Source organism: Solimonas terrae, assembly GCF_011067135.1.
GTDB lineage: Bacteria > Pseudomonadota > Gammaproteobacteria > Nevskiales > Nevskiaceae > Solimonas > Solimonas terrae.
In genome coordinates this window covers 1-20,825 of record NZ_JAAMOW010000003.1, presented here as the reverse complement: position 1 = coordinate 20,825, position 20,825 = coordinate 1, and the positions used below count along the sequence as shown (strand labels likewise).

General features: G+C 66.4%; 17 protein-coding genes. 4 read left to right on the top strand and 13 right to left on the bottom strand.

All coding sequences use genetic code 11. The features are described from left to right. Positions 1 to 23: 23 nt before the first annotated feature. Together G7Y85_RS06090 and G7Y85_RS06085 are read right to left on the bottom strand one after the other, a co-directional pair. Entirely contained in the window at positions 24 to 1,184 is a 1,161-nt protein-coding gene (locus tag G7Y85_RS06090; protein WP_166253489.1) for an aromatic ring-hydroxylating oxygenase subunit alpha, read from the bottom strand. Between the two features lie 99 nt (positions 1,185 to 1,283). After that, entirely contained in the window at positions 1,284 to 2,732 is a 1,449-nt protein-coding gene (locus G7Y85_RS06085) for an aldehyde dehydrogenase family protein (protein WP_166253486.1), read from the bottom strand. Positions 2,733 to 2,864: 132 nt separating this feature from the next. Here G7Y85_RS06085 and G7Y85_RS06080 point away from each other — a divergent pair, with 132 nt between their 5' ends. From G7Y85_RS06080 to G7Y85_RS06070, 3 genes are read left to right on the top strand one after another with little or no spacing between them, the layout of a single operon-like run. Next, the gene (locus tag G7Y85_RS06080; RefSeq protein ID WP_166253482.1) at positions 2,865 to 5,015 is read left to right on the top strand and encodes an acetate--CoA ligase family protein; all 2,151 of its coding nucleotides are present in this window, start codon (positions 2,865 to 2,867) and stop codon (positions 5,013 to 5,015) included. Then, positions 5,002 to 7,344: an enoyl-CoA hydratase-related protein gene (locus G7Y85_RS20615; protein ID WP_206675515.1), complete on the top strand. Its 2,343-nt coding sequence runs from the start codon at positions 5,002 to 5,004 to the stop codon at positions 7,342 to 7,344. Before G7Y85_RS06080 ends, G7Y85_RS20615 begins: the two co-directional genes overlap by 14 nt. Before the next feature lie 9 nt (positions 7,345 to 7,353). Next, a complete protein-coding gene (locus G7Y85_RS06070; protein WP_166253436.1) occupies positions 7,354 to 8,577 on the top strand; it encodes an acyl-CoA dehydrogenase family protein in 1,224 nt (407 codons plus the stop codon). Here the strand turns inward: G7Y85_RS06070 and G7Y85_RS06065 are convergent. The 4 genes from G7Y85_RS06065 to G7Y85_RS06050 are packed head-to-tail and all read right to left on the bottom strand — an operon-like array spanning position 8,574 to position 12,723. After that, the gene (locus G7Y85_RS06065) at positions 8,574 to 9,689 is read right to left on the bottom strand and encodes an acyl-CoA dehydrogenase family protein (protein WP_166253433.1); all 1,116 of its coding nucleotides are present in this window, start codon (positions 9,687 to 9,689) and stop codon (positions 8,574 to 8,576) included. The genes G7Y85_RS06070 and G7Y85_RS06065 overlap by 4 nt on opposite strands. A 7-nt stretch (positions 9,690 to 9,696) precedes the next feature. Beyond that, a complete protein-coding gene (locus tag G7Y85_RS06060; RefSeq protein WP_166253430.1) occupies positions 9,697 to 10,794 on the bottom strand; it encodes an acyl-CoA dehydrogenase family protein in 1,098 nt (365 codons plus the stop codon). Further along, positions 10,791 to 11,972, bottom strand: coding sequence for an acyl-CoA dehydrogenase family protein (locus G7Y85_RS06055; RefSeq protein WP_206675514.1), 1,182 nt, complete (start codon positions 11,970 to 11,972; stop codon positions 10,791 to 10,793). Before G7Y85_RS06055 ends, G7Y85_RS06060 begins: the two co-directional genes overlap by 4 nt. Before the next feature lie 13 nt (positions 11,973 to 11,985). Further along, positions 11,986 to 12,723 carry an SDR family NAD(P)-dependent oxidoreductase gene (locus tag G7Y85_RS06050; protein WP_166253427.1) on the bottom strand — a complete coding sequence of 246 codons (738 nt, stop codon included), beginning with the start codon at positions 12,721 to 12,723 and terminating at the stop codon, positions 11,986 to 11,988. Between the two features lie 138 nt (positions 12,724 to 12,861). Between G7Y85_RS06050 and G7Y85_RS06045 the strand changes: the two genes are divergently transcribed. Continuing rightward, positions 12,862 to 13,182 carry a 2Fe-2S iron-sulfur cluster-binding protein gene (locus tag G7Y85_RS06045; RefSeq protein ID WP_166253424.1) on the top strand — a complete coding sequence of 107 codons (321 nt, stop codon included), beginning with the start codon at positions 12,862 to 12,864 and terminating at the stop codon, positions 13,180 to 13,182. A 27-nt stretch (positions 13,183 to 13,209) separates the two neighbouring features. Here the strand turns inward: G7Y85_RS06045 and G7Y85_RS06040 are convergent, their stop codons facing one another. From G7Y85_RS06040 to G7Y85_RS06010, 7 genes are all read right to left on the bottom strand, one after another. Continuing rightward, positions 13,210 to 14,220, bottom strand: coding sequence for a zinc-dependent alcohol dehydrogenase family protein (locus G7Y85_RS06040; RefSeq protein WP_166253421.1), 1,011 nt, complete (start codon positions 14,218 to 14,220; stop codon positions 13,210 to 13,212). Next, positions 14,217 to 15,926 carry an acyl-CoA dehydrogenase family protein gene (locus G7Y85_RS06035; protein WP_166253417.1) on the bottom strand — a complete coding sequence of 570 codons (1,710 nt, stop codon included), beginning with the start codon at positions 15,924 to 15,926 and terminating at the stop codon, positions 14,217 to 14,219. Before G7Y85_RS06035 ends, G7Y85_RS06040 begins: the two co-directional genes overlap by 4 nt. Next, complete coding sequence (locus tag G7Y85_RS06030; protein ID WP_166253414.1) at positions 15,923 to 17,443, bottom strand: aldehyde dehydrogenase family protein; 1,521 nt, start codon at positions 17,441 to 17,443, stop codon at positions 15,923 to 15,925. The genes G7Y85_RS06035 and G7Y85_RS06030 overlap by 4 nt, the downstream gene beginning before the upstream one ends. A gap of 30 nt (positions 17,444 to 17,473) precedes the next feature. Next, the gene (locus G7Y85_RS06025; RefSeq protein WP_166253411.1) at positions 17,474 to 17,794 is read right to left on the bottom strand and encodes a 2Fe-2S iron-sulfur cluster-binding protein; all 321 of its coding nucleotides are present in this window, start codon (positions 17,792 to 17,794) and stop codon (positions 17,474 to 17,476) included. Between the two features lie 116 nt (positions 17,795 to 17,910). After that, positions 17,911 to 19,158 (bottom strand): cytochrome P450, encoded by a 1,248-nt coding sequence (locus G7Y85_RS06020; protein ID WP_166253408.1) that lies wholly within the window; start codon positions 19,156 to 19,158, stop codon positions 17,911 to 17,913. A gap of 14 nt (positions 19,159 to 19,172) precedes the next feature. Then, entirely contained in the window at positions 19,173 to 19,943 is a 771-nt protein-coding gene (locus G7Y85_RS06015) for an enoyl-CoA hydratase/isomerase family protein (RefSeq protein WP_166253405.1), read from the bottom strand. A gap of 7 nt (positions 19,944 to 19,950) precedes the next feature. Continuing rightward, on the bottom strand, positions 19,951 to 20,825 hold an 875-nt coding region (locus tag G7Y85_RS06010; RefSeq protein WP_166253402.1), incomplete at its 5' end, for a hypothetical protein.

Sequence of the window (20,825 nt, the reverse complement as noted above, 5' to 3'; positions counted from 1 at the left end):
CGGAACCTGCCGGCGTCGATGCCTCAAGCCGCCGTCGGCACGCCCGAACATTCCTCGATGACATCGTGGAAATGCCGTACGCCCTGCTCCATGCCGCCCAGCGTCAGCGTTTTCAGCGCGCCGCTGCGCAGGCCTTCCTGGCTGAGTTCGGCGGCGCGGAAGTCCTCGTCGCCGAACGCGTCCGCCATCAGCTTGAAGGAACGCTCGTAGACGCCCTGCAACTGCGGCGTCGGCTCGGCGTCGTCGACCAGCATCACGTAGCGCGCGAGCGTGCGGCCGGTCGCCAGCGGCGTCAGGATCACCACGCTGACATAGACCGGACTGGTGACGACGATGACGTTCGGAAACGCGATGTAGGCGTAGACGACGGCCTTGCGCAACTCGTTCCAGCTGCGGCTGACATCGGCGCCGCTGAAGCCGCGGCGGCTGCCGGATGTCTGGCGCAGATGGCGGCCGATGCGCTCGATCATCTGCGGCGCGTCGACGAAGAAGCGTGCCAGTGTCTTGGCATGCAGGCGCGTGACGTGGTAGCCCTCGAGAAATGCGTCCGAGATCAGCTTCCAGTTTGCCTGCAGGTCGTAGTCCTGCGTCTTGAATATCCGCATGGCCGGCAGGCCGATCGCCTCGAAATCGCCGATCAGTTCCGCGCCGACGGCTTCGGCATCGACTCTCGCGCTGCGGTCGAGACTGACCCAGATCAGGCCGCCGCCTTCGAAGCACGGCAGTTCGCTGAGCTGGTAACGGGTCTTGTCGAGCTTGTCGAAGATTTCCTCGCGCGGCACCCCGATCAGCTTGCCCTGCAGGTTGTACGTCCATGCGTGATAGGGGCAGCTCAGCTTCAGTGCCGCGCCGCATTCACCCTTTTCCAGCAGTCGGGTGCCGCGATGCATGCAGGCGTTCAGGAATGCCTTGACGGTCCCGTCCTTGGGCCGCGTCAGGATCACCGGCACGCCGGCGACTTCGACACCGAGGTAGGAACCGGGCCTCGGCAGGTCCTGCGACACCGCGACCGGTACCGGCAACTGCGTGAACAAGACGGTCTGCTCGTGCTTGAACACGGCATCATCGAGATAGGTGCGCGCGTCGACGTAGGTCGTGCACGGCTCGATGTGCGCCATTTCCGGGCGCGTCAGGTGCAGCGCGGCCTCGTACTGGCCGTCGGACGCCTGCTGCGACTCGCTCATGCTTGCGGTATCTGACATGGGATTCCGTTCTTTTATCTTACTTCATTAGATTATGCCGCCACGTGTCACGCGTCAAACCGTGCCCGTGGCCCGCGCCGCTCAGAAACCGGTCTTGTAGCCGGCCTGCCTGGGGATGTAGATCGACTTGGTCTGCGTGAACTCGAGCAGGCCGACCAGGCCGTTTTCGACGCCGATGCCGGAATGCTTGTGTCCGCCCAGCGGCGCCTGCGGCGTCGATTGCAGGTTCTGGTTGATCCAGACGGTGCCGGTATCAAGGCGTCGGGCAACTTCAAGCGCCCTGTCCACGTCGGCCGACCAGACCGCGCCGGCAAGTCCGTATTCGCTGGCGTTGGCGCGGGCCACGACCTCGTCGATCGACCGGTAGCGCAGCAGCGGCAGGATCGGGCCGAACGCTTCCTCGACGACCACCCGTGAATCGTCCGGCGGGTTGTCGACCAGGGTCAACGGCAGGAAGTAGCCCTGCTCCGGTACCGGTCCGCCCTCGAGCAATACGTGACCGGCGGCCCTGGTCTCCTCGATCAACTGCTTGACGCGCCGGTACTGCGGCGCATTCTGCAGCGGCCCGAACTGAGTCTCCTTGAGCGCGCCGTCGCCGACCCGGGCGCTCCTGGCGATGGCATGCAGGCGGTCGCGCAAGGCGTCGTAGATGTCGTCATGGATGTACAGGCGCTTGGTTGCGATGCAGACCTGCGCCGTGTTGTAGAACGCGCCGAAGAACAGCGCCTCGGCCACCGCATCGACGTCGACATCCGGCAGCACGATCGCCGCATCATTGCCGCCGAGCTCCAGCGTCACGCGCTTGAGATCGCGGGCCGCCGATTCCATCACCCGCTTGCCGGTCGCGGTCGAGCCGGTGAAGCTGATCTTCGCGAACCCCGGATGGGCGGTCATCATGGGCCCGAGCGCATCGCCACCGCTGATCACGTTGAGCACGCCGGGCGGCAGCACGTCGCGCAGCAGTTCGGCGATACGCAGCATGCACAGTGGCGTGAACGGCGACGGCTTCAGCACCATCGTATTGCCGGCCACCAGGGCCGGCGCGATCTTCCAGGCGGCCAGCAGCACCGGGAAATTCCACGGCACGATCGCGCAGACCACACCGAGCGGTTCGTGATGAACCTCGATGCGGCGGGTCTCGCTGTCCTCGGCGATCTCCACCGGCACATCGATCGCCGCCATCGCACGAAACCAGTACGCAGCGGCGTGGATTTCCTGCCGGGCGAAGCCGGCCGGACGGCCCTGCTCGCGGGTGAACAGCGCGCCCAGTTCCCTGGCGTTCTGTTCTATCCGCTCGGCCGCGCCGATCAGCCGTGCGCGGCGCTCCGCCAACGGCGTCGCGCGCCAGCCGGCGAACGCGGCGCGGGCGGCCGACACCGCGCGATCGAGCTCGGCGGCACCGGCATCGGGGGCGGCGGCAAACACCGAGCCGGTCGCCGGGTTGATCACCGGTATCGTCGCCGTCGTCATCACCGGCTCGCCGCCGATCGTCATGCTGTAGACGGGGGCACCGGTCTGGTTGTTCTGCATCCGCTTCTCCTCGGCTGTCTTGTGCCGGCCGTCGGCCGACTCTATTATCTAATGGTAATAGACAAAACGAGACCGCGTGAAGCCCCGGCCCTTCGGATTGCCGGTTGCGCACGCCGCCACTGGAGAACCGCGTTGTCGAAATCCCCTGCACCGTCCGCACCGGTGACGCCTGCCCGGCCGTCCGCCGGTTCGCTGGAGCCGCTGTTCAATCCCCGCTCGATCGCCCTGGTCGGCGCCACCGAACGCTCGGTCTGGTCGATCGCCGCGGTCGACAACCTGCGGCGTTTCGGCTACGCCGGCAGGGTCCACATGATCAACCCCAAGGGCGGCACGATCTTCGGCAGCGAGGCGGCGCCGACCTGCTCGGCCGTCGGCGAGCCGATCGACGCAGCCCTGCTGATGGTGCCGGAGTCGAAAATGCTCGAAGTCTTCGACGACCTGCACAACGCCGGCATCGGCGGTGCGGTGATCCTCTCCGGCGGCTTCGCCGAGACCGGTGACGGCGGCCGCCAGCGCCAGCAGCAGATCGCCGACAAGGCACGCGTCGCCGGCATTCGCATGCTCGGCCCGAACTGCCTCGGCTATGCGAACTTCGTCGCCGGTACGCCGATCTGGACGACACCGCTGCGGCGGGCCGGCGGCACGCCGCAGGTCGCGCTGGTTTCGCAGAGTGGTGCGCTCGCCAGTCAGCTGGAGCAGTTCGCCCATCAGCAGCGTGTCGGTCTGACGCACATGATCTCGACCGGCAACGAAGCCGACGTGCAGGTCGCCGACGCCATCGAATATCTCGCGGCTCAGCCGGAACCGAGGGCGATCGCGCTGTTTCTCGAATCGGTCCGCGATCCGGTCCGCTTCGAACACGCGATCGATGCGGCCAATGCTGCCGGCAAACCGGTGGTCGTGCTCAAGGTCGGGTCCAGCGAGGCTTCGGCGAAAGCCGCACAGGCGCATACCGGTTCGCTGGTCGGCAACGATCGCGTGTTCGATGCGCTGTGCCGCAAGCTCGGCCTGTCGCGTGTGCATTCGCTGGAGGAACTGGTCGTCACCAGCGATCTGTTCGCCAGGCTTGGCGCGATTCACGGCGGCGGTGTCGCGTTCATCGCAATGTCCGGCGGCATGTGCGAAATCATCACCGACCAGGCCGAGGCCGAGGCCATCGAGCTGCCGACCCTGTCGGCGGACACCGGCAGGGCGCTGCGCGAGGTGCTGCCGCCGCTCGCGACGCCGAACAATCCGCTCGACGTCACGGGCGCCGCCATGGTCGAACCGGAACTGATTGCCCGCTCGCTGCGGACATTGGCGCAGGACCCGAAGATCGCCGCACTGAGCTTCGTCTTCGATACCCCGCCGAAGGAAGACGCGCGCGGCTTCGCACGGCGCTTCATCGGCCAGGTCGGCGCCGGCTTCCGCGAGTCCGGCAAGCCCTGCGTGATGTTCAGCCACACCTTCAGCGGCGTCACCGGCGAGGCGCGTGCGCTGACCGAAGAGCTGGGCGTGATCTACAGCGGCGGCGGCGTTCGCCACGGCCTCAATGCGCTCGGCCAGCTGCTGCGCCATGGCGCCTGGCAGCGCAGCGCCCGCACGGCACGCAACGTGGTGCCGGAAGCGGCGCTGCGTCCGGACAGCGAGCGCGCCGTGCTCGATTTTCTCGCCGACCGGGGCGTGCCGGTGATCCCCGCGCAGGTCGTCACGTCGGCCGAAGCCGCGGCGGCATGTGCGCAGAAGCTCGCGACGCCGGTCGTGCTGAAGATCGCGTCACCGGACATCCGGCACAAGACCGAAGTCGGCGGCGTCGCGCTCGGGCTCGGCGACGCCGAGGCTGTGCGCGCGGCGTACGAGCAGATGATGCAGCGCGTGCAGGCGGCGCGGCCCGACGCCCGGCTCGACGGCGTGATTGTCTCGCCGATGCGCGGCAGCGGTGTCGAACTGTTCGTCGGCACCATGCGCGATCCGCAGTGGGGTCCGGCGATCGCCGTCGGGCTCGGCGGCGTGTTCGTCGAAGTGCTGAAAGACACCAGTCTGCGGCTGTTGCCGGTGTGCGAGGACGATGCACTGACCATGCTGAGCGAATTGCGCGGCAGCGCCTTGCTGGACGGCTTCCGCGGTGCGCCGGCAGTCGATCGCGCGGCACTGGCGAAGATCATCGTCGCGATCGGCGACGCCGCGCTGGCGCTGGGCCCCGACCTGGTCTCGCTTGAAATCAATCCGCTGCTGGCGTTCGATGGCGGCATCGAGGCACTCGACGGTCTGACGGTCTGGGAGGACGCGCGTGAGCAGCACTGAGATGAACGCCGAACACATTCCGGTCATCGTCGGAGTCGGCGAATTCGTCGATCGTCCGACGCAGCCGGCGGACGCGCTGGAACCGGTCGCGCTGATGGAACGCGCGCTGCGCGCCGCCGAGCAGGATGCCGGCGCGGCACTGCTGAAGCGCATCGATTCGATCGAACTGATCGGCCTGATCAGCTGGCGCTACGCCGATCCGGTGTCATTGCTCTGCGAGCGGCTCGGCATCGCGCCGGCGCGCAAAGTCAATGCCAGCATGGGCGGCGAAACCCCGATCCGCCTGATCCACGAGGCGGCCGTGCGGATCGCACGCGGCGAACAACAGGCGGCGGCGATCGTCGGCGGCGAAGCGATGCACGCGCGCAATCGCGCCATGAAGGAAAAGGCGAAGCTGGCGTGGACACCGGCCGCATCCAGGGAAGCCGCTGTCAGCTTCCCTTCCAGCCGCTTCGAAATGAGCGCCGTCGCAAAAAAGCTGGGCGTCACCGATCCCGCACAAATCTATCCGCTGTACGAGATGGCGACCCAGGCCGCCTGGCAACAGACGCCGGCGCAGGCACATGCCGAGTCCGCGCAGCTGTGGGCGCAATACGCAGCGGTCGCTGCCGGCAACGAGCGGGCCTGGATCCGCAAGGCGCCCGACGCCGCGACGATCGCCGCCATCGGCGATCAGAATCGTTTGATCAACTGGCCGTACCCGAAGTTCATGGTCGCCAATCCGTCGGTCAACCAGGCGGCCGGCGTGATCGTCACCAGCCTCGCGTTCGCGCGCGCCGCCGGTGTCGCGGACGATCGCATGATCCATGTCTGGGGCGGCGCAGCCGCGAAGGAATCCGAGGACTATCTGAAGCGAGACGCCTACACGCACAGCACGGCGCAGGAGGCGGTGCTTCGCAAAAGCGTCGAACTGGTGGGTGGCGACGTCAAACGCTTCGATCACGTCGAGTTGTACAGCTGTTTCCCGGTGGTGCCGAAGATGGCGCTGCGCACGCTCGGCCTCGACGCGAAGACCTGCACGCCGACCGTCGCGGGAGGGCTGACCTTCTTCGGTGGTCCGCTCAACAACTACATGTCGCATGCCGTCTGCTCCATGGTGCGCATCCTGCGCGCGACGCCACAGGACATCGGCCTGCTGTACGGCCAGGGCGGCTACGTCAACAAACATCACACGCTGGTGCTGAGCCAGCGGCCGGCGCCGGCCGCGCTCGCACTCGACTATTCGGTGCAGGACCTTGCGGATCGCGCCGGCGATGCGGTGCCGGCGCTCGCCGACGACTACGTCGGCGCGGCGACGATCGAGACCTACACCGTTCTCTACGCGCGCGACGGCGCCCCGCTGCACGGCATCGTCGTCGCACGCACACCCACGGGTCAGCGCGTGATGGCCAAGGTCATAGCCGATGACGAGGCGTCGATGGCGCCGCTGCTGTCGACTGAACGAAACGCGATCGGCACCGTCGGCCAGGTGCGCATCGACACCTTCGGCCTGCCGGTCTGGGAAATCGGCGACACACCGCGCGATCGCCGCGCCCTGCCGAGGCGCTACTGCACGGTGGAGCGCGAAGGCCCCCTGACCATCGTCACGATGAATCGCCCGGAGGCGATGAACGCACTGCATCCGGCGGCCAATGCGGAACTCACGGAAATCTTCGATGACTTCGCCGCCGATCCGTCGCAGTGGGTCGCGATCATCACCGGCGCCGGCGAACGCGCGTTCTGTACGGGCAACGATCTGAAATTCACCGCCACGGCAATGGCACGCGGCGAGAGCTTTGCGCCGCCGTTGAAGGGTTTCGCCGGCCTGACCGGCCGCTTCAATCTCGACAAACCGGTGATTGCCGCCGTCAACGGAACCGCCATGGGCGGCGGCTTCGAGATCGCGCTGGCCTGCGACATCATCGTTGCCGTTGACAGCGCGGTGTTCGCATTGCCCGAGCCGAAAGTCGGCCTCGCCGCGCTCGAAGGCGGTCTGCTGCGGCTGACACAGCAGATTCCGCTGAAGCAGGCGATGGGCATGATCCTGACCGGCCGACGCGTTGGCGCCGAAGAAGGACTCAAACTCGGCTTCGTCAATGAAGTCACCGATGCGGCGAACCTGATGAAAGAGGCGCGGCGCTGGGCTTCCGAAATGCTGGCCTGCAGCCCGATGTCGATCCGCGCGTCGAAAGCCATCGTCCGCGAAGGTGCTGACGAAGCGACGCAGGCCGACGCCTACCGCAGGCAATTGCGCTACGACGCGGTGCGCGACATGTTTCGCTCGCCGGACTTCCGCGAAGGGCCACTGGCGTTCGCGCAGAAGCGCGCGCCGCGCTGGAAAGGCGAGTAAGGGCCGGCGATGTATCTGGACTGGCGCGATGCCGATCTTGCGTTCCGTGACGAAGTCCGCGCGTTTCTCGCGGATGCAGTCGATGACGAACTACGTGCCGCCGGCACGCGCATGACCAGCGTCTATCCCGATCATCACGCATCGATTGCCTTCCAGAAGAAGCTCGCCGCACGTGGCTGGGGGGCACCGAGCTGGCCGCGCGAACACGGCGGCTGCGAATGGAGCGCCGTGCAGCGCTACCTCTTCACCCGCGAGCGACTCGCTGCCGGCGCGCCACCACCGCCGCTCGGCGTGCACATGGTCGGCCCGGCGATCATCCGCTTCGGCACGCCGGACCAGCACGCGCGCTTTCTGCCCGGCACACTGAGTGGCGACGTCCTCTGGAGTCAGGGCTATTCCGAACCCGAGTCCGGCTCGGACCTCGCGTCACTGCAAATGCCGGCGATCGACGACGGCGATGATCTGGTCTGCACCGGCTCGAAGATCTGGACCACGCACGCACACGTGTCGAACTGGATGTTCGCACTGGTGCGCACATCGCGCGAAGCGAAACCGCAGCGCGGCATCAGTTTCGTCCTGCTCGACATGCACAGCCCGGGTATCAGCGTGCGGCCGATCGTCATGTCGTCCGGCGAACACATCCAGAACCAGGTGTTCTTCGATCGGGTCCGCGTTCCCAAGCGCAACGTGCTTGGCGCCATCGGCGACGGCTGGACCGTCGCCAAGTTCCAGCTCGAATTCGAGCGCAGCAATCTGGCATCTGCCCCGGAGCTGCAATTGCGCCTGGACGAACTGCGCGCGTTCGCGGCGACCGTGCCGCACGATGCCGGCGGCACGCTGCTCGACGATCCGCTGTTCGCGTCGCGCCTTGCAGCGGCGCGCATTCGTGCCACCACGCTCGAGCAGTACGAACTGCAGGCGCTCTCGACGATCGCCGCCGGCGGCTCTCCGGGACTCGCGGCGTCGGTGATGAAGATTGTCGGCACCGAACTCAGCCAGCATCTCACCGAGCTCGCGCTGGATGCCGCCGGCGCCTACGGCCGCGCCTATCAACCGCAAGCTTTCCGGGCGGGCGGCGATGTCAGGCTGCCGCACGGCTGCGGCCAGACCCGGGGGCCGCTTGCCGCTGCGGTCGCGCCCCTGCGGTATCTCAATGATCGCGCCGGAACGATCTACGCCGGCTCGACCGAGATTCAGTACAACATCCTGGCGAAAGCGACGCTCGGCCTCTAAGCCGCCACTCGCTCCAGTCGCGCATGTCGGCGCAGATGGTGATCGACATCGCCGAACTCGCGCTCGATCGCCGTTGCACGCTTGAAGTAGCTGCCGAGCGGCAGTTCATCCGTCATGCCCATGCCGCCATGCAGCTGCACGGCGTTCTGGGCGACGAAGCGGCAGGCCTCGGCCACCGTCACCTTGGCGGTCGACACCGCCAGCGCGCGTTCGCGCGCTGTCTTCGACAGCGACAGGCTCGCGAATACCGTTGCGGCTCGCGCAAGTTCGATCTTCAGATGCATCGCCACCAGACGATGCTGGATGACCTGGAAACCGGCTATCGCCTGTCCGAACTGACGACGCTCGCAAACGTATGCAAGCGTGTCTGCATGCAGCCGCGCCATCACGCCCAGGGCTTCTGCACAGACCGCTGCGGCGCCTTCGTCGAGCATCTGCTCCAGCAGGGCTTGCGACGCTCCCGCCGTGCCCAGCAAGGCTTCGGCGGTCAGTGCGAGACCGGCACATTCGAGATCGGCGGCGCGCCGCCCGTCAATGGTCGGATAAGACTGCAACGCCAGACCTTGCGCCTGCCGCGGCACAACGAACAGTGAGGTCCCTGTTGTGCCTTCCACCTGGGCGCTGACGATCAGATGCGTCGCCCAGGGCGCCGCCACCGCCACCGCTTTGCGGCCGTCGAGCTGCCAGCCGTCGGGCGTGCGCCTCGCCTGCGTGGCGACGCCCCCGACTGGCTCCGACCATGCAGGGACGACAATGGCGGAACCCTCGGCGATTCGCGCAAGCAACGCCGTTGCCGCATCCCCCGGCGAGCGCGCCAACACGCCGGCAGCCAGCACACAGCATTCGAGATAGGGTTCGACGACCAGCGCCTTGCCGAAGGCCTCCATCACCAGCATGTGCTCGATGGCGCCACCGCCGCTGCCACCGGCCTGCTCCGGCAAACCGGCGCCGAGCAGGCCCAGTTCGTCGGCGAAACGACGCCACAGCGTCGGCTGCCAGCCAGGCTCGCCAAGCACGATCTGGCGTCTCGCCTCGAAGCGATACTGCCTGGCGAGAAAGTTGTCGAGATTGTCGCGCAGCAGGCACTGCGCCATGTCCAGTTCGAAGTTCATGACGATCTCAATAGCCGTGCAGGCCGGCCCAGCGCCCGGCGTGGAAGCTGCGATTGCCGTACAAGGCTTCGGCGACACGCGCGCGCTTCAGGAACAGACCCGCGACATGCTCATCGCTCATGCCCATGCCGCCGTGCATCTGCACGATCTCCACCGAAGCGCGATGCAGCGCTTCGCCGGCCATCGCCTTTGCGAGCGAGGCATGGGCTGGACGCTCCCTTCGATCGGCCACAACCGCTGCCGCCAGCGCCGAGCCGGCCAGTTCCAGATCGACCTTGATGATCGCGGCACGGTGCTGCAATGCCTGGAACTCGCCGATCGCGCGACCGAACTGCCGACGCGTGCATAGATGATCAACGATCAAATCAAGCGCACGCGCACCGACGCCGAGCATTTCCGCCGCCAGGCCGATGCGCGCGACGTCCAGTGCGTCATCCAGCACTTCGCGGTCGACAGGCGCGCCGCCGAGCAAGGCCGACGCGGCAACCCGCAAGCCGTCGAAATGCAAATCCGCGTAATCGCGTTCGTCGATGGTATGGCGCGGATTGCGGGTCGGGGCGTCTGCCGGAACCAGAAACAGGCCGATTCGGGACGCCTCCCCCGTCATGCCGGCGACGACGACGACGGCATCGGCAAGCCCGGCATCGATCACCATGGTTTTACGGCCGTCGAGGCGCCAGCCCTGGCGATCGGTGCTCGCCATCGTCGCGATCCGCTGTGGCTCATGCCGAGCGCTCTCGTCGATCGCGAGCGCGACGACGGCCCCGTCACGGAGACGCGGCAGCCAGATGGCGCGCTGCTCGGCGGACGCGGCGTTTTCGAACAGGGATTTCGAAACCGCAGTCGACAGCAGCGGCGCGCCGAGCAATTCACGGCCCAGTGCCGTCATCGCCGCGCACAGGCCGGGAAGACCGAGACCGGCACCACCGTACTCAGCACCGATGGTCAGCCCGCCCCAGCCGAGCGCCGCCATCGCGTGCCAGCGCTGCCGATCGGCGTTTCCGCCACGCGTGCGCTGCGCCGACAGTGCTGCATGGTCGCTGATCCACGTCCGCACCGAGTCGGCGAACATCTCGATATCGGCCTGCATGTCGATCGCGTTCATGCGCCTCCCGGCAAACCCAGCACGCGGCGCGCAATGACATTCAGATTGATTTCCGATGTGCCGCCCTCGATCGAATTGCCTTTCGAGCGCAGCCACTTGCGGGTCTGTTCCAGACTCTCGGTTTCATAGGGAGCGCCTTGCCAGCCGAGGCCTTCGTAGCCGAGCGTTTCAATCATCAACTCGTAGTGCTGCTGGTTGGCATGTGCTGCGGCGTACTTGACGACCGACGATGCCGAGCTGGCCTGCCCGGCATCGACCTCGCGCTGCGCACGCTGCATCGTCAGCCGCGTCGCGTACTCGTACATGTCCGCGTGGGCGATCCGCTCGCGCAGCGCCGCATCGGCGATCCGGCCTTGCGCGTCGATGCCGAACAGCTGCCGGGCACGCGCTTCGATCCTCTTCAGCTCGCCGCCGAAGCCTGCGGCGGCGACATTCTGCCGCTCGTACTGCAGCAACTTTCGCGCGATCTCCCAACCACCGTTCAGCGGCCCGACGAGATGTTCCTTGGGCACGGCAACGTCATCGAAGAAGGTCTCGCAGAACGGTGACGAACCCGAAATCAGGCGGATCGGCCGCGTCGATATGCCCGGGCTTTTCATGTCGATCAGCAGGAAGGAAATTCCGCCGTGCTTGCGGCCGGTGTCGGTCCGCACGAGACAGAAGATCCAGTCCGCTTCGTCTGCATAGCTCGTCCAGATCTTCCGGCCGTCGACACGCCAGTGATCCCCCGCATCGACGGCTTTCGTGCGCAGCGATGCCAGATCGGAGCCTGCATCCGGTTCGGAATAGCCCTGGCACCAGCGCGCTTCGCCGCGCACGATCGGCGGCAGGAAGCGCTGCTTCTGAGCCTCGCTTCCGTATTCCAGCAGCACCGGACCGAGCATCCACAAACCGAAAGAGAACAGCGCAGGGCGCGCGCCCCGTCGCCTCAGTTCCTGCTGCAGGATTGCCGCCCTTGTCGCGTCGAGACCGCCGCCGCCATACATGCGCGGCCAGGTCGGCGCCGTCCAGCCGCGCGCCGCCATCGCGTCCATCCAGCGCCGCGTGTCCGGATTCGGAAACCTTCCCCGACTGCCGCCCCAGGGAATTTCATCCTCGGGCATGGCTGTACACAGACTGGCCGGCAGATTGGCGTCCAGCCATGAACACAGATCGCGGGTAAAGACTTCGTCGCTCACCGGCGTCTCCCGTTCAACGCAGCATCAGGCCACCGTCGACGACGAGGCTCTGCCCGGTGATGTAGCCTGCCTCCGGTGCGGCGAGGAACATCACGGCCGCTGCAACTTCGGCGGGCTGCGCGAATCGGCGCGCCGGAATCGTCCGCAGCAGGTTCTTGAACGCCGCTTCGTCTTGCCGTGCCCAGTCCGTCATCGGTGTGTCGACGAAGCCGGGCGCCACCATGTTCACGCGAACGCCCTCACGCGACCATTCGTCGGCGATCGCCCGGGTGAAGCCGAGCAGTCCGGCCTTGCTTGCCGTGTAGGCTGGCGTGCGGCGCAGCGCAATGAACGCCGCCACCGACCCGACATTGACGATACAGCCGTTGCGCGCCGCCAGGCTCGCGCGCAAGCGATAGCAGAGATCGGCGACACCAATCAGATTCGAGCCGATGGTGGCCGCGAAATCCGGCGTCCGATATTCATCGCCGCCAACCTGCGCGGCGTTGTTGACGAGCACATCGAGTGTGTTTCCCAGCACCGTCGCAAGCTGCGCGCGATCCTCATCTTCCTGCAGGCGCAGGCGGTGGTACTGAAAGCGCGTCAGATCGGTATCGTAGTCGGCGGCTGCCGCGCGCGTGCCGGTGATGCACACGTCGGCACCGGCATCCGCGAATGCCGACGCAACCGCAAGCCCGATGCTCTGCGAACCGCCTGTCACCAGCACCCTGCGGCCGCGGTAGTCGTAGCGGATCACCGCATCGCGCGTCATTTTTTTCTCCTCGTTCCGGGCCGCTGCCTCCCTCACGGGTGTCGCGACGCTCTGGTCATTGCCGTCGACCGTAAATATAATATAATTAGATTTAGGCAGCACGAACAAGAACCCGGACGGCTTGCAAGGAACCCCGACATGACACGTGCCGTATTCATCACGACCGAAGGCGAGCGCATCGCACTGGACTGCGGCAGCGAACCGTCGATGATGCGTGTCGCAGTCGCCAATGGCGTGCCCGGCATCGACGCCGACTGCGGTGGCTCCATGGTCTGCGGTACCTGCCACGTCCATGTGCCTGAGGACTGGCTGGCGAAACTGCCGCCGAAGTCGTCGATGGAAGCGGAAATTCTCGACTATGTCCCGGAACCGCATCCGCGCGCGCGCCTGTCGTGCCAGATCCCGGTCGACGACGCGACCGACGGCATCGAGCTGACGATCCCGCGCTCGCAGCGCTGAACCTGTTGCGCTTCGCGCTCGACGCGATCAGCCGGCGTCGAGATCGATCACGATCTTGCCGAAGTGTCGCCCGCTTTCCTGGTAACGAAATGCTTCGGCGAGTTCGGACAGGGCGAAACTGCGGTCCAGTACCGGCCGCAAACCATCAAGTGCAATGCTGCGGCACATCTGCAATTGCATCTCCCGGCTGCCGACGGCGATCGGCAGCAGGCGTGGCTGCCTGGCTATCAGCCTGCCGATCTGCAGCGGGGCTTCGAGTCCGCCGAGCACGCCGACCATGACGATGTTCGCGCCGACGCGCGTCGCCTTCAGCGACTGCGCCAGCGTCGATGCACCGCCGACATCGACGACATGATCGACCCCCTCGCCGGCCAGACGCCGCACGGTGTCGCCCCACCGGGAGTCGCGACGATAGTCGACCAGATGATGCGCGCCGAGTGCGCGCATGCGCTCCAGCTTCTCCGGTGACGACGAGGTCGCAAAGATCTCGGCGCCCGCGATGGCCGCGAACTGCAGGGCAAACAGCGACATGCCGCCACTGCCTTGTACCAGCACCCGATCGCCGGGCTTGATCGCACATTCGACGACCAGCGCGCGCCACGCGGTCAAGGCCGCACACGGCAGGGCAGCCGCCTCGGCGAAGCCGAGATGCGGCGGCATTGCGGTCAGCGCCGAAGGCGGGACGAGACTGTACTGGGTCGCGCAGCCATCGGTGCTGTCACCGGTCATCGTCAAGGTCCTGGCGATCGTCGGGTTGCCCTCGTGCCAGTTCGGAAAGAAGACGCTGATCACGCGATCGCCCACTTGCCACTGTGTGACGCCGTCGCCGACTGCGACCACCTCGCCGGCGCCATCGGACAGCGGGATGCGGCCATCAGCGCTCGGCAGACGACCGGTGACGACCGCGTAGTCGTGAAAATTCAGCGTCGATGCACGCCAGCGGACCTTCACGAGGCCGGGCCGCACATCCGGCTCGTCGCGCTGGACGATCTTCAGCGTGTCGAGCGTCGCCGGGAGACACAAGTGTGCAAGCTTCAAGTGGCCGGCTCCTGCAACGAGGCACCGCGCACGACGGCGATGCGATAGGCGCTCTCGGGAAACAGCTGCGCGAAATAGAACTTCATCAACGCACGCGGACCGTCGGGCCTGCCTTCGCCATCAAGCTGGGCGGCACGCAGCAGCATCCAGCCGAGAAACGCGAGGCCGAGCGCGCGCAGGAGATGCGTCGCGACAGCGTTGGCACGCAGCGGATCGAGTTGCGCAACGAGCGGGCGCAGGACGGCGAGCAGATCCCGGAGCGCCGCGATTTCGAGATGATCGGTGCCGCCGGCAAGCGTGCTTTCGATTTCATCGAACAGGCGTCCGAGCGCGGCGCCGCGATCGGACAGCAGCTTGCGCGCGAGCAGGTCCAGAGCCTGAATACCGTTCGCTCCTTCATAGATCGAGAACACGCGCACGTCGCGGACGATCTGCTCGACGCCGTGCTCGCTGACGTAGCCGTGTCCGCCGTGAATCTGCAAGGCCAGATTCGCGACCTCGAACACGTTGTCGGACAGGAAGGCCTTGGCGATCGGCGTCAGCAGACCCAGTACTTCGGCCGCGTGCTCGCGCGCAGCCGCATCCGGGTGATGCCGTTCGATGTCGAGTTGCAAGGACAACCAGATGGCCAGCAGGCGCCCGCCTTCCGTCCAGGCCCGCTGTGCCATCAACATGCGCCGTACGTCGGCGTGCTCGCTCAGGGTGACTGCGGCGTTGCCGGCATCGCGTCCCTGCGCACGCGACTGCGCGTAGTCGAGCGCGTGCTGACACGCCAGTTCGCCGGCGCCGACCGACTGCAGGCCGACCGCGAGCCGCGCCGCATTCATCATCACGAACATGCAGGCCAGGCCGCGATTCGGCGTCCCGATCAGCCAGCCTTGCGCGCGATCGAAGGCGAGCGCGCAGGTCGCGCTGCCGCGCATGCCCATCTTGTGCTCGAGCGCGACCACGTCGATGCCGTTGATCGCGGCCGCGAGCGTCGCGTCATCGTCGTCCGCCGGAAGATGACGCGGCACCAGAAACAGCGACAGTCCGCGACTGCCGGGCGGCGCGTCGGGCAAGCGCGCCAGCACGAGATGGACGATGTTGGCAGCGGCATCATGATCGCCGCCGGAGATGAACAGCTTGGCGCCGGTGATCGCATGGCGGCCACCACCGAGGGGCTCGGCGCGCGTGCGGACCAGACCGAGATCACTGCCGGCCTGCGCTTCGGTGAGGCACATGCTGGTCGTCCATTCACCGCTGGCGATTTTCGGCAAATATCGGCTTTGCAGTTCGGGGCTGGCGTGCGCGTGCAGCAGATCATAGGCACCGTGCGCGATGCCGGGAAACATCGCCCACGACGGATTCGCGGCGTTGAGCATTTCGAGCACGACATTGCCGAGCACCATCGGCAGCCCTTGCCCACCGTGTTCGCCGGCACAGGCCAGTGCCGGCCAGCCGGCATCGACGAACCGACGGTAAGCTTCGGCGAAGCCGGCCGGCAGAAAGACGCGGCCGTCGCGCAGCGTGCAGCCGGCATCGCCGGCAACACGGGTCGGCGCCAGCACTTCGCTGGCAAACACCGCCGCTTCGTCGATGATCTGGTCGATCAGTGCGCGATCGACACCGCTGTACGCCGGCATCTCCGCCAGCGCGGTTCCGACGTCGAAGACCTCGTGCAGTGCGTAACGCAGCTGCGTCAACGGCGCCCGATATGCCGTCATGCGCGCGTACGTCCGGGGATCTTTTCGTAGCGCCTTGCGAGCCGGTCGAGATTCTTGCGGACCGCGAGATCGAACAGGCGACCGTAGGGAGGTTGCAGCACGCGCATCAGCGCCGCCGGACCGGCCTGGTGATAGACCGAGCGCGCATGGCTGAAGCGCCGGAAACCCTCGATGCCGAAGCTGTACGAGCCCATGCCGCTGCGGCCGACACCGCCGAAGGGCAGGTCCGGCACGCTGTAGTGGAACATCGCATCGTTGACGGTGACGCCACCGGAATAGCTGCCGTCGAGCACTTTCTGCACGAAGCGGCTGCGTCCGGAGAACACATACAAGCCGAGCGGCTTTTCCATTTCGCGCAAGCGGGTGCAGAGGCGCTGGACGTCGTCGTACGGAATGATCACCATCACCGGCCCGAACAATTCTTCACCCAGTGCACGCGCGCCGTCCGGCGGATCGATGATCGCGTGCAGCGCCAGGCGTCGCTGCGCATCGTCCTGTGTCGGCAAGTCGGCGCCGGCCAGGCCGAGCGGCACGACGCGCGCGCCGAGCTGTCCGGCCTCGGCAAGCAGCGAACCCAGGCGACGGTAATGTCGTTCATTGACGACGCCGCAGTAGTCCGGGTTCTGCACGGAACCGGGATACAGCGCCGCCATCTTCGCGTCGAGCCGCGTGATGAAATCATCGAGCCGGCGGCGTGGCACGAACAGCAGATCGGGAGCGAGGCAGGCCTGCCCGCCATTGAGCGTCTTGGCGGCGATCAGGCGCGCGGCGCTGTCGTCGAGATCGGCATCGTCACCGAGAATCACCGGACACTTCCCGCCGAGCTCCAGCGTTACCGGGGTCAGGTTCGGCGCCGCAGCCGCCATCACCTGCGCGCCGACCGCCGGGCTGCCGGTGAACATCAGGTGATCGAAACGCAGGGCCGAAAACGCCTTGCTGGTTTCGAGTCCGCCGGCAACGACCGCGAGCTCGCTGGCATCGAAATAGTCGTCGACCGCGGCCGCGAGTGCGGCGGCGCTCGCCGGCATCATGTCGGAGGGACACAGCATTGCGCGATTGCCCGCCGCGAGCGCCGTCACCATCGGCGCCAGCACCAGATTGATCGGTGCATTCCAGGCTCCCATGATGCCGATCACGCCCAGCGGCTGGTACTGGATTTCGGCGCGCGCGCCGAACAGCCTGAACGGCATCGGTGCCTGGCGGCGCTCCGCCTGCATCCAGCTTCCGAGCTGCTTGCGCGCCGCCATCAGCAACTGTACCGGCAGGAAGACTTCCGTCAGCAGGCTCCAGTCGCGACCGCGTGCGCCGAAGTCCTGCATGATGGCATCGAGCAAGCGCTTGCGATGCGCGAGCATCATCGCGGTGGCGCGATCGAGTCGGTCCTCGCGAACGTTCTGCGCAACGTAGCCTTCTGCGATCACCGCCGCACGCTGCAGACGCAGCAGCTTCTGCAGATCGTCGGCATCGGTGGAACGCGCAGCAGCGCCGGATCGAGGCGACTCAGGGATGAGCGTCATGGCATTTCACTCGGCGAGTGGTGCTGTACATCAACGCTGGCTGGCCGGCAGCGTGACAACCAGGCCATCGAGTGACGGCTCGGCCTTGAGCTGACAGCTGAGCCGCGAGCCCGGAAGACGCGTTTCGACGACATCCAGCATCGCGTCCTCGTTGTCGGACACCGCCGGCAGGCGCGCGATCCAGTCATCGGCAACGAAAACGTGGCAGGTCGCGCACGCACAGGCGCCGCCACAATCGGCGTCGATGCCCGGCACCATGTTGTTCTGCGCAGCCTGCATCAGGGACTCCCCTTCGGGAACGTCGATCCGATGCTGCCTGCCGTTGTGTTCGATGAAAGTGATCTGGACCATGAGAAGCTCGATGAATTAGAAGAGCCGCCCGCGGTTCGCGATGCGAGCGGGGCGGCAAAGGCACAGGCAATGGGACATCGCCGGCACCGGGGAGACGGACGGCACGCGCGGCGACCTCAGGCGTGCGCGCCCCCGGCCGCGTGCGCCCCGCGATCGAATCCGGCCGCAGCCGCCTTGTGCGCCGGCGTGAAGCGCACCGGCAGCGATTTCATGCCGCGCGCTTCGCCGACCAGATAGTCCGGCGTGAACTGCGGCCCGACTTCGAAATCACCAAGACGTTCGAGCACCGTGCTGAGCAGGATCTGGATCTCGAGCCGCGCGAGATTGCGGCCAAGACAGATGTGCGCGCCGCTGCCGAACGCGAGATGGGCGTTCGGTTGTCGTTCGAGCAGGCACTGCCCGGCATTTTCAAAAACCGCCTCGTCGCGATTCGCCGAGCCGTGCAGGCCGAATACCCAGTCGCCTTTCTTCAACGTCTCGCCTTCGATCGTCGTGTCCTGCGTTACCGTCCTGCGCAGACCCTGGATCGGCGACGTGAAACGGACGAACTCCTCGATCGCGATCTGCCACGACACTTCGCCGGATTTCAGTCTTTGCTTGTCGGCCGGGTTGCGGGCCAGATGCAGCAGCGATTCGAGCATCACCGAGCTGGTCGTATCGAGACCGCCGAACAGAATGATCAGCAAGGTGCGCAGGATCTCGTCGTCGGTGAACGGCCGGCCGTCAATCTGCGATTCCAGGAGCATGCCGAGCACGTCATCGGCCGGCGGCGCGGCGCGGCGCGTGGCCACGAGTCCGCCGAGAAACATGCCGATCGCATCACCGGCCTTGATGACGCCCGGCATGTCGGTGGCGCGACCACGCGTCAGATATTCGATCCAGTCGCTCATCTGCTGCCGTGCCTCCGACGGCACGCCGAGCAGCGGCAGCACGATTCTCGGCAACAGCGGACGCACCAGTTGCGAGGCCAGATCGGCCGAACCGATTTCGATGAAATCGTCGATCAGCGTGTCGATCACGCCCTGGATTTCGGCCCGCTTCTCGGCAACGGCTTCTGGCGTGAAGCGACGATTCAGCACACGGCGGAATTTCGCCTGCAGCGGCGGATCAAGATCGATCGGAAACATCCTGAACGGATGCGGCGGAATGCCGACGCCGTCGGTCGACGAAAAGCTGCCGTAGTCCTCGAACACTTTCTTCGCCGAAGCGTAGCGCGACACGACATGAAAGCCGCCGTGCTGCTCGGATCGCCCTACGGGGCACTTTGTCCGGAACGCCTCGTACATCGCGTACGGATCGTTCATCTGCTGCGGCGAGGTGTGATCGAACGCGCGCATTTTCCGGATCACGTTTTCATCTGTCATCGTCAGGCTCCTGATCAGGATTTCGATTGCTTGCCGAGAAATCCCTTGAACATGTCCGCCGGCTTGCCGGGGCGCAGTGCGCCGTGCATCAGTGCGTTCTCGCGCCGATACGCGGCTTCATATGAATCGCCGATCGCCGCATGCAGCAGCCGCTTGGTCGCTTGCACGCCGTCCGGCGGGTTGGCGGCGATCATCGCCGCCGTGTCGATCGCCCGCTCGCGAACCGAAGCGGCGTCGACAAGCTGGTTGAGCAAGCCGCTTTGCAGGGCTTCACCGGCATCGATGCGGGCGGCGGTCAGCAGATATTCCTTGGCCTTCGCCAGACCGACGATCGGTGCCAGTTGCCAGGTGTTGTTGGCATAGCCGTAGGCACCGGCCGTGTAGCGAAAGTCGCTTGCGCCGCAGCCGATGCGGATGTCCGCAGCAGTGGCGATGATCGCGCCGGCGCCGTGAGCGGCACCATTGACGGCCGCGACGATCGGCTTGGCATAGCTCGCGAGATGCCAGAGCCAGACTTCGCGGCGCTGCTGCGCAGCGTCGAGCGTGGCCTCGTCGAAGTGCTGCATTTCATGGATGTCGTAGCCGGCGGAGAACGCCCGGTCGCCGGCTCCGGCGAGCACAAGCGCACGCACATCCCGGTCGTCCTCGAATGCGGTCAGCGCCGTGTCGAGCGCTTCCTGCATCTGCAGCGTCAACGCATTGCGTGCCGCCGGCCGATTGAAGGTGATCAGCCGGACACCCGCCGCGGGGGCCGAAATCAGCAGTGTCTCGTCGATAGTCGACATGTGCAGATCAGCGAAGAGCGCCGCTGCGCATGTCGATCAACCACAGTCGCGCCAGGTTGCTCGCGCCCTCGCGATCGCGCACCGAGGCAAAGCTTCGCGACGCATCCGCCTTTTTGCCGGCGAGCAGCTGCGCATAGCCGAGATGGAGCCTGGCCACGTCCGGATTTTTCAGACCGCCCTTGGCGATGCCCTGCTGCATCAGGGCGATCCCTTTGGCCGCTTGTCCGTACGTGACGTAATTGAAGCCGGTGGCGACCAGCGCATCGCCCGTGGATTGTGCGGCGGCGGCCTTCTCGCCGTCGGCCAAAGTCGCCTTGTCCTCGGCGATCTTCTTGACCACCAGCTTGCTCAGGCGCTGGTCGCGCGAAGCGTCCGCCCCCTGACCGAGCAGCTTCTTCGCATAACCCTCGTCGACGAACGCCCTGGCCTCGTTCGGGAACCCGGCCTGCAGTGCCAGCTGCGCGGCTTCCGAGTAGTCGCCGGCCTTGTCCATCGTGCCGGTCGCCTTGCGCAGACGGTAGACGTCGAGGTCCAGCGCCGTCGAAAACCCGGGCTGGCCGGCCGTGCGCACGATCAGGTCGAGCCAGTAATCCGGCTTGGGGGTGTAGGTGACGATCTTCTCCAGCGCCAGGCGGTACGCATTCATGTCGTTCTGCTTGAGCGCGCAGCTGGCGAGCAGTTGCAGCTGCGTGTCGTCCGGGCGCCGGCCGGCCTGTTCGGCGGCGGCAATCTGGCGGCTGATTTCGGCAGCGGCTTCCTGATAGCGTCCGGCCAGATACAGCGACTGCGCGTACAGGCCGATGGTCTGCGCGTCGTTGCCACCGGCGCTCTGGTACTGCTGGATCGCACTCGCCGCGCGGCCGTAGTCCTTGGCGGTGTAGG

Bases quoted from the DNA above. Each gene is read 5' to 3' on its own strand.
- G7Y85_RS06025 (WP_166253411.1), bottom strand. From the start codon at position 17,794: ATGGTCCAGATCACTTTCATCGAACACAACGGCAGGCAGCATCGGATC.
- G7Y85_RS06020 (WP_166253408.1), bottom strand. From the start codon at position 19,158: ATGACAGATGAAAACGTGATCCGGAAAATGCGCGCGTTCGATCACACC.
- G7Y85_RS06065 (WP_166253433.1), bottom strand. From the start codon at position 9,689: ATGAACTTCGAACTGGACATGGCGCAGTGCCTGCTGCGCGACAATCTC.
- G7Y85_RS06030 (WP_166253414.1), bottom strand. From the start codon at position 17,443: ATGACGCTCATCCCTGAGTCGCCTCGATCCGGCGCTGCTGCGCGTTCC.
- G7Y85_RS06045 (WP_166253424.1), top strand. From the start codon at position 12,862: ATGACACGTGCCGTATTCATCACGACCGAAGGCGAGCGCATCGCACTG.
- G7Y85_RS06050 (WP_166253427.1), bottom strand. From the start codon at position 12,723: ATGACGCGCGATGCGGTGATCCGCTACGACTACCGCGGCCGCAGGGTG.
- G7Y85_RS06090 (WP_166253489.1), bottom strand. From the start codon at position 1,184: ATGAGCGAGTCGCAGCAGGCGTCCGACGGCCAGTACGAGGCCGCGCTG.
- G7Y85_RS06060 (WP_166253430.1), bottom strand. From the start codon at position 10,794: ATGAACGCGATCGACATGCAGGCCGATATCGAGATGTTCGCCGACTCG.
- G7Y85_RS06015 (WP_166253405.1), bottom strand. From the start codon at position 19,943: ATGTCGACTATCGACGAGACACTGCTGATTTCGGCCCCCGCGGCGGGT.
- G7Y85_RS06035 (WP_166253417.1), bottom strand. From the start codon at position 15,926: ATGACGGCATATCGGGCGCCGTTGACGCAGCTGCGTTACGCACTGCAC.
- G7Y85_RS06070 (WP_166253436.1), top strand. From the start codon at position 7,354: ATGTATCTGGACTGGCGCGATGCCGATCTTGCGTTCCGTGACGAAGTC.
- G7Y85_RS06085 (WP_166253486.1), bottom strand. From the start codon at position 2,732: ATGCAGAACAACCAGACCGGTGCCCCCGTCTACAGCATGACGATCGGC.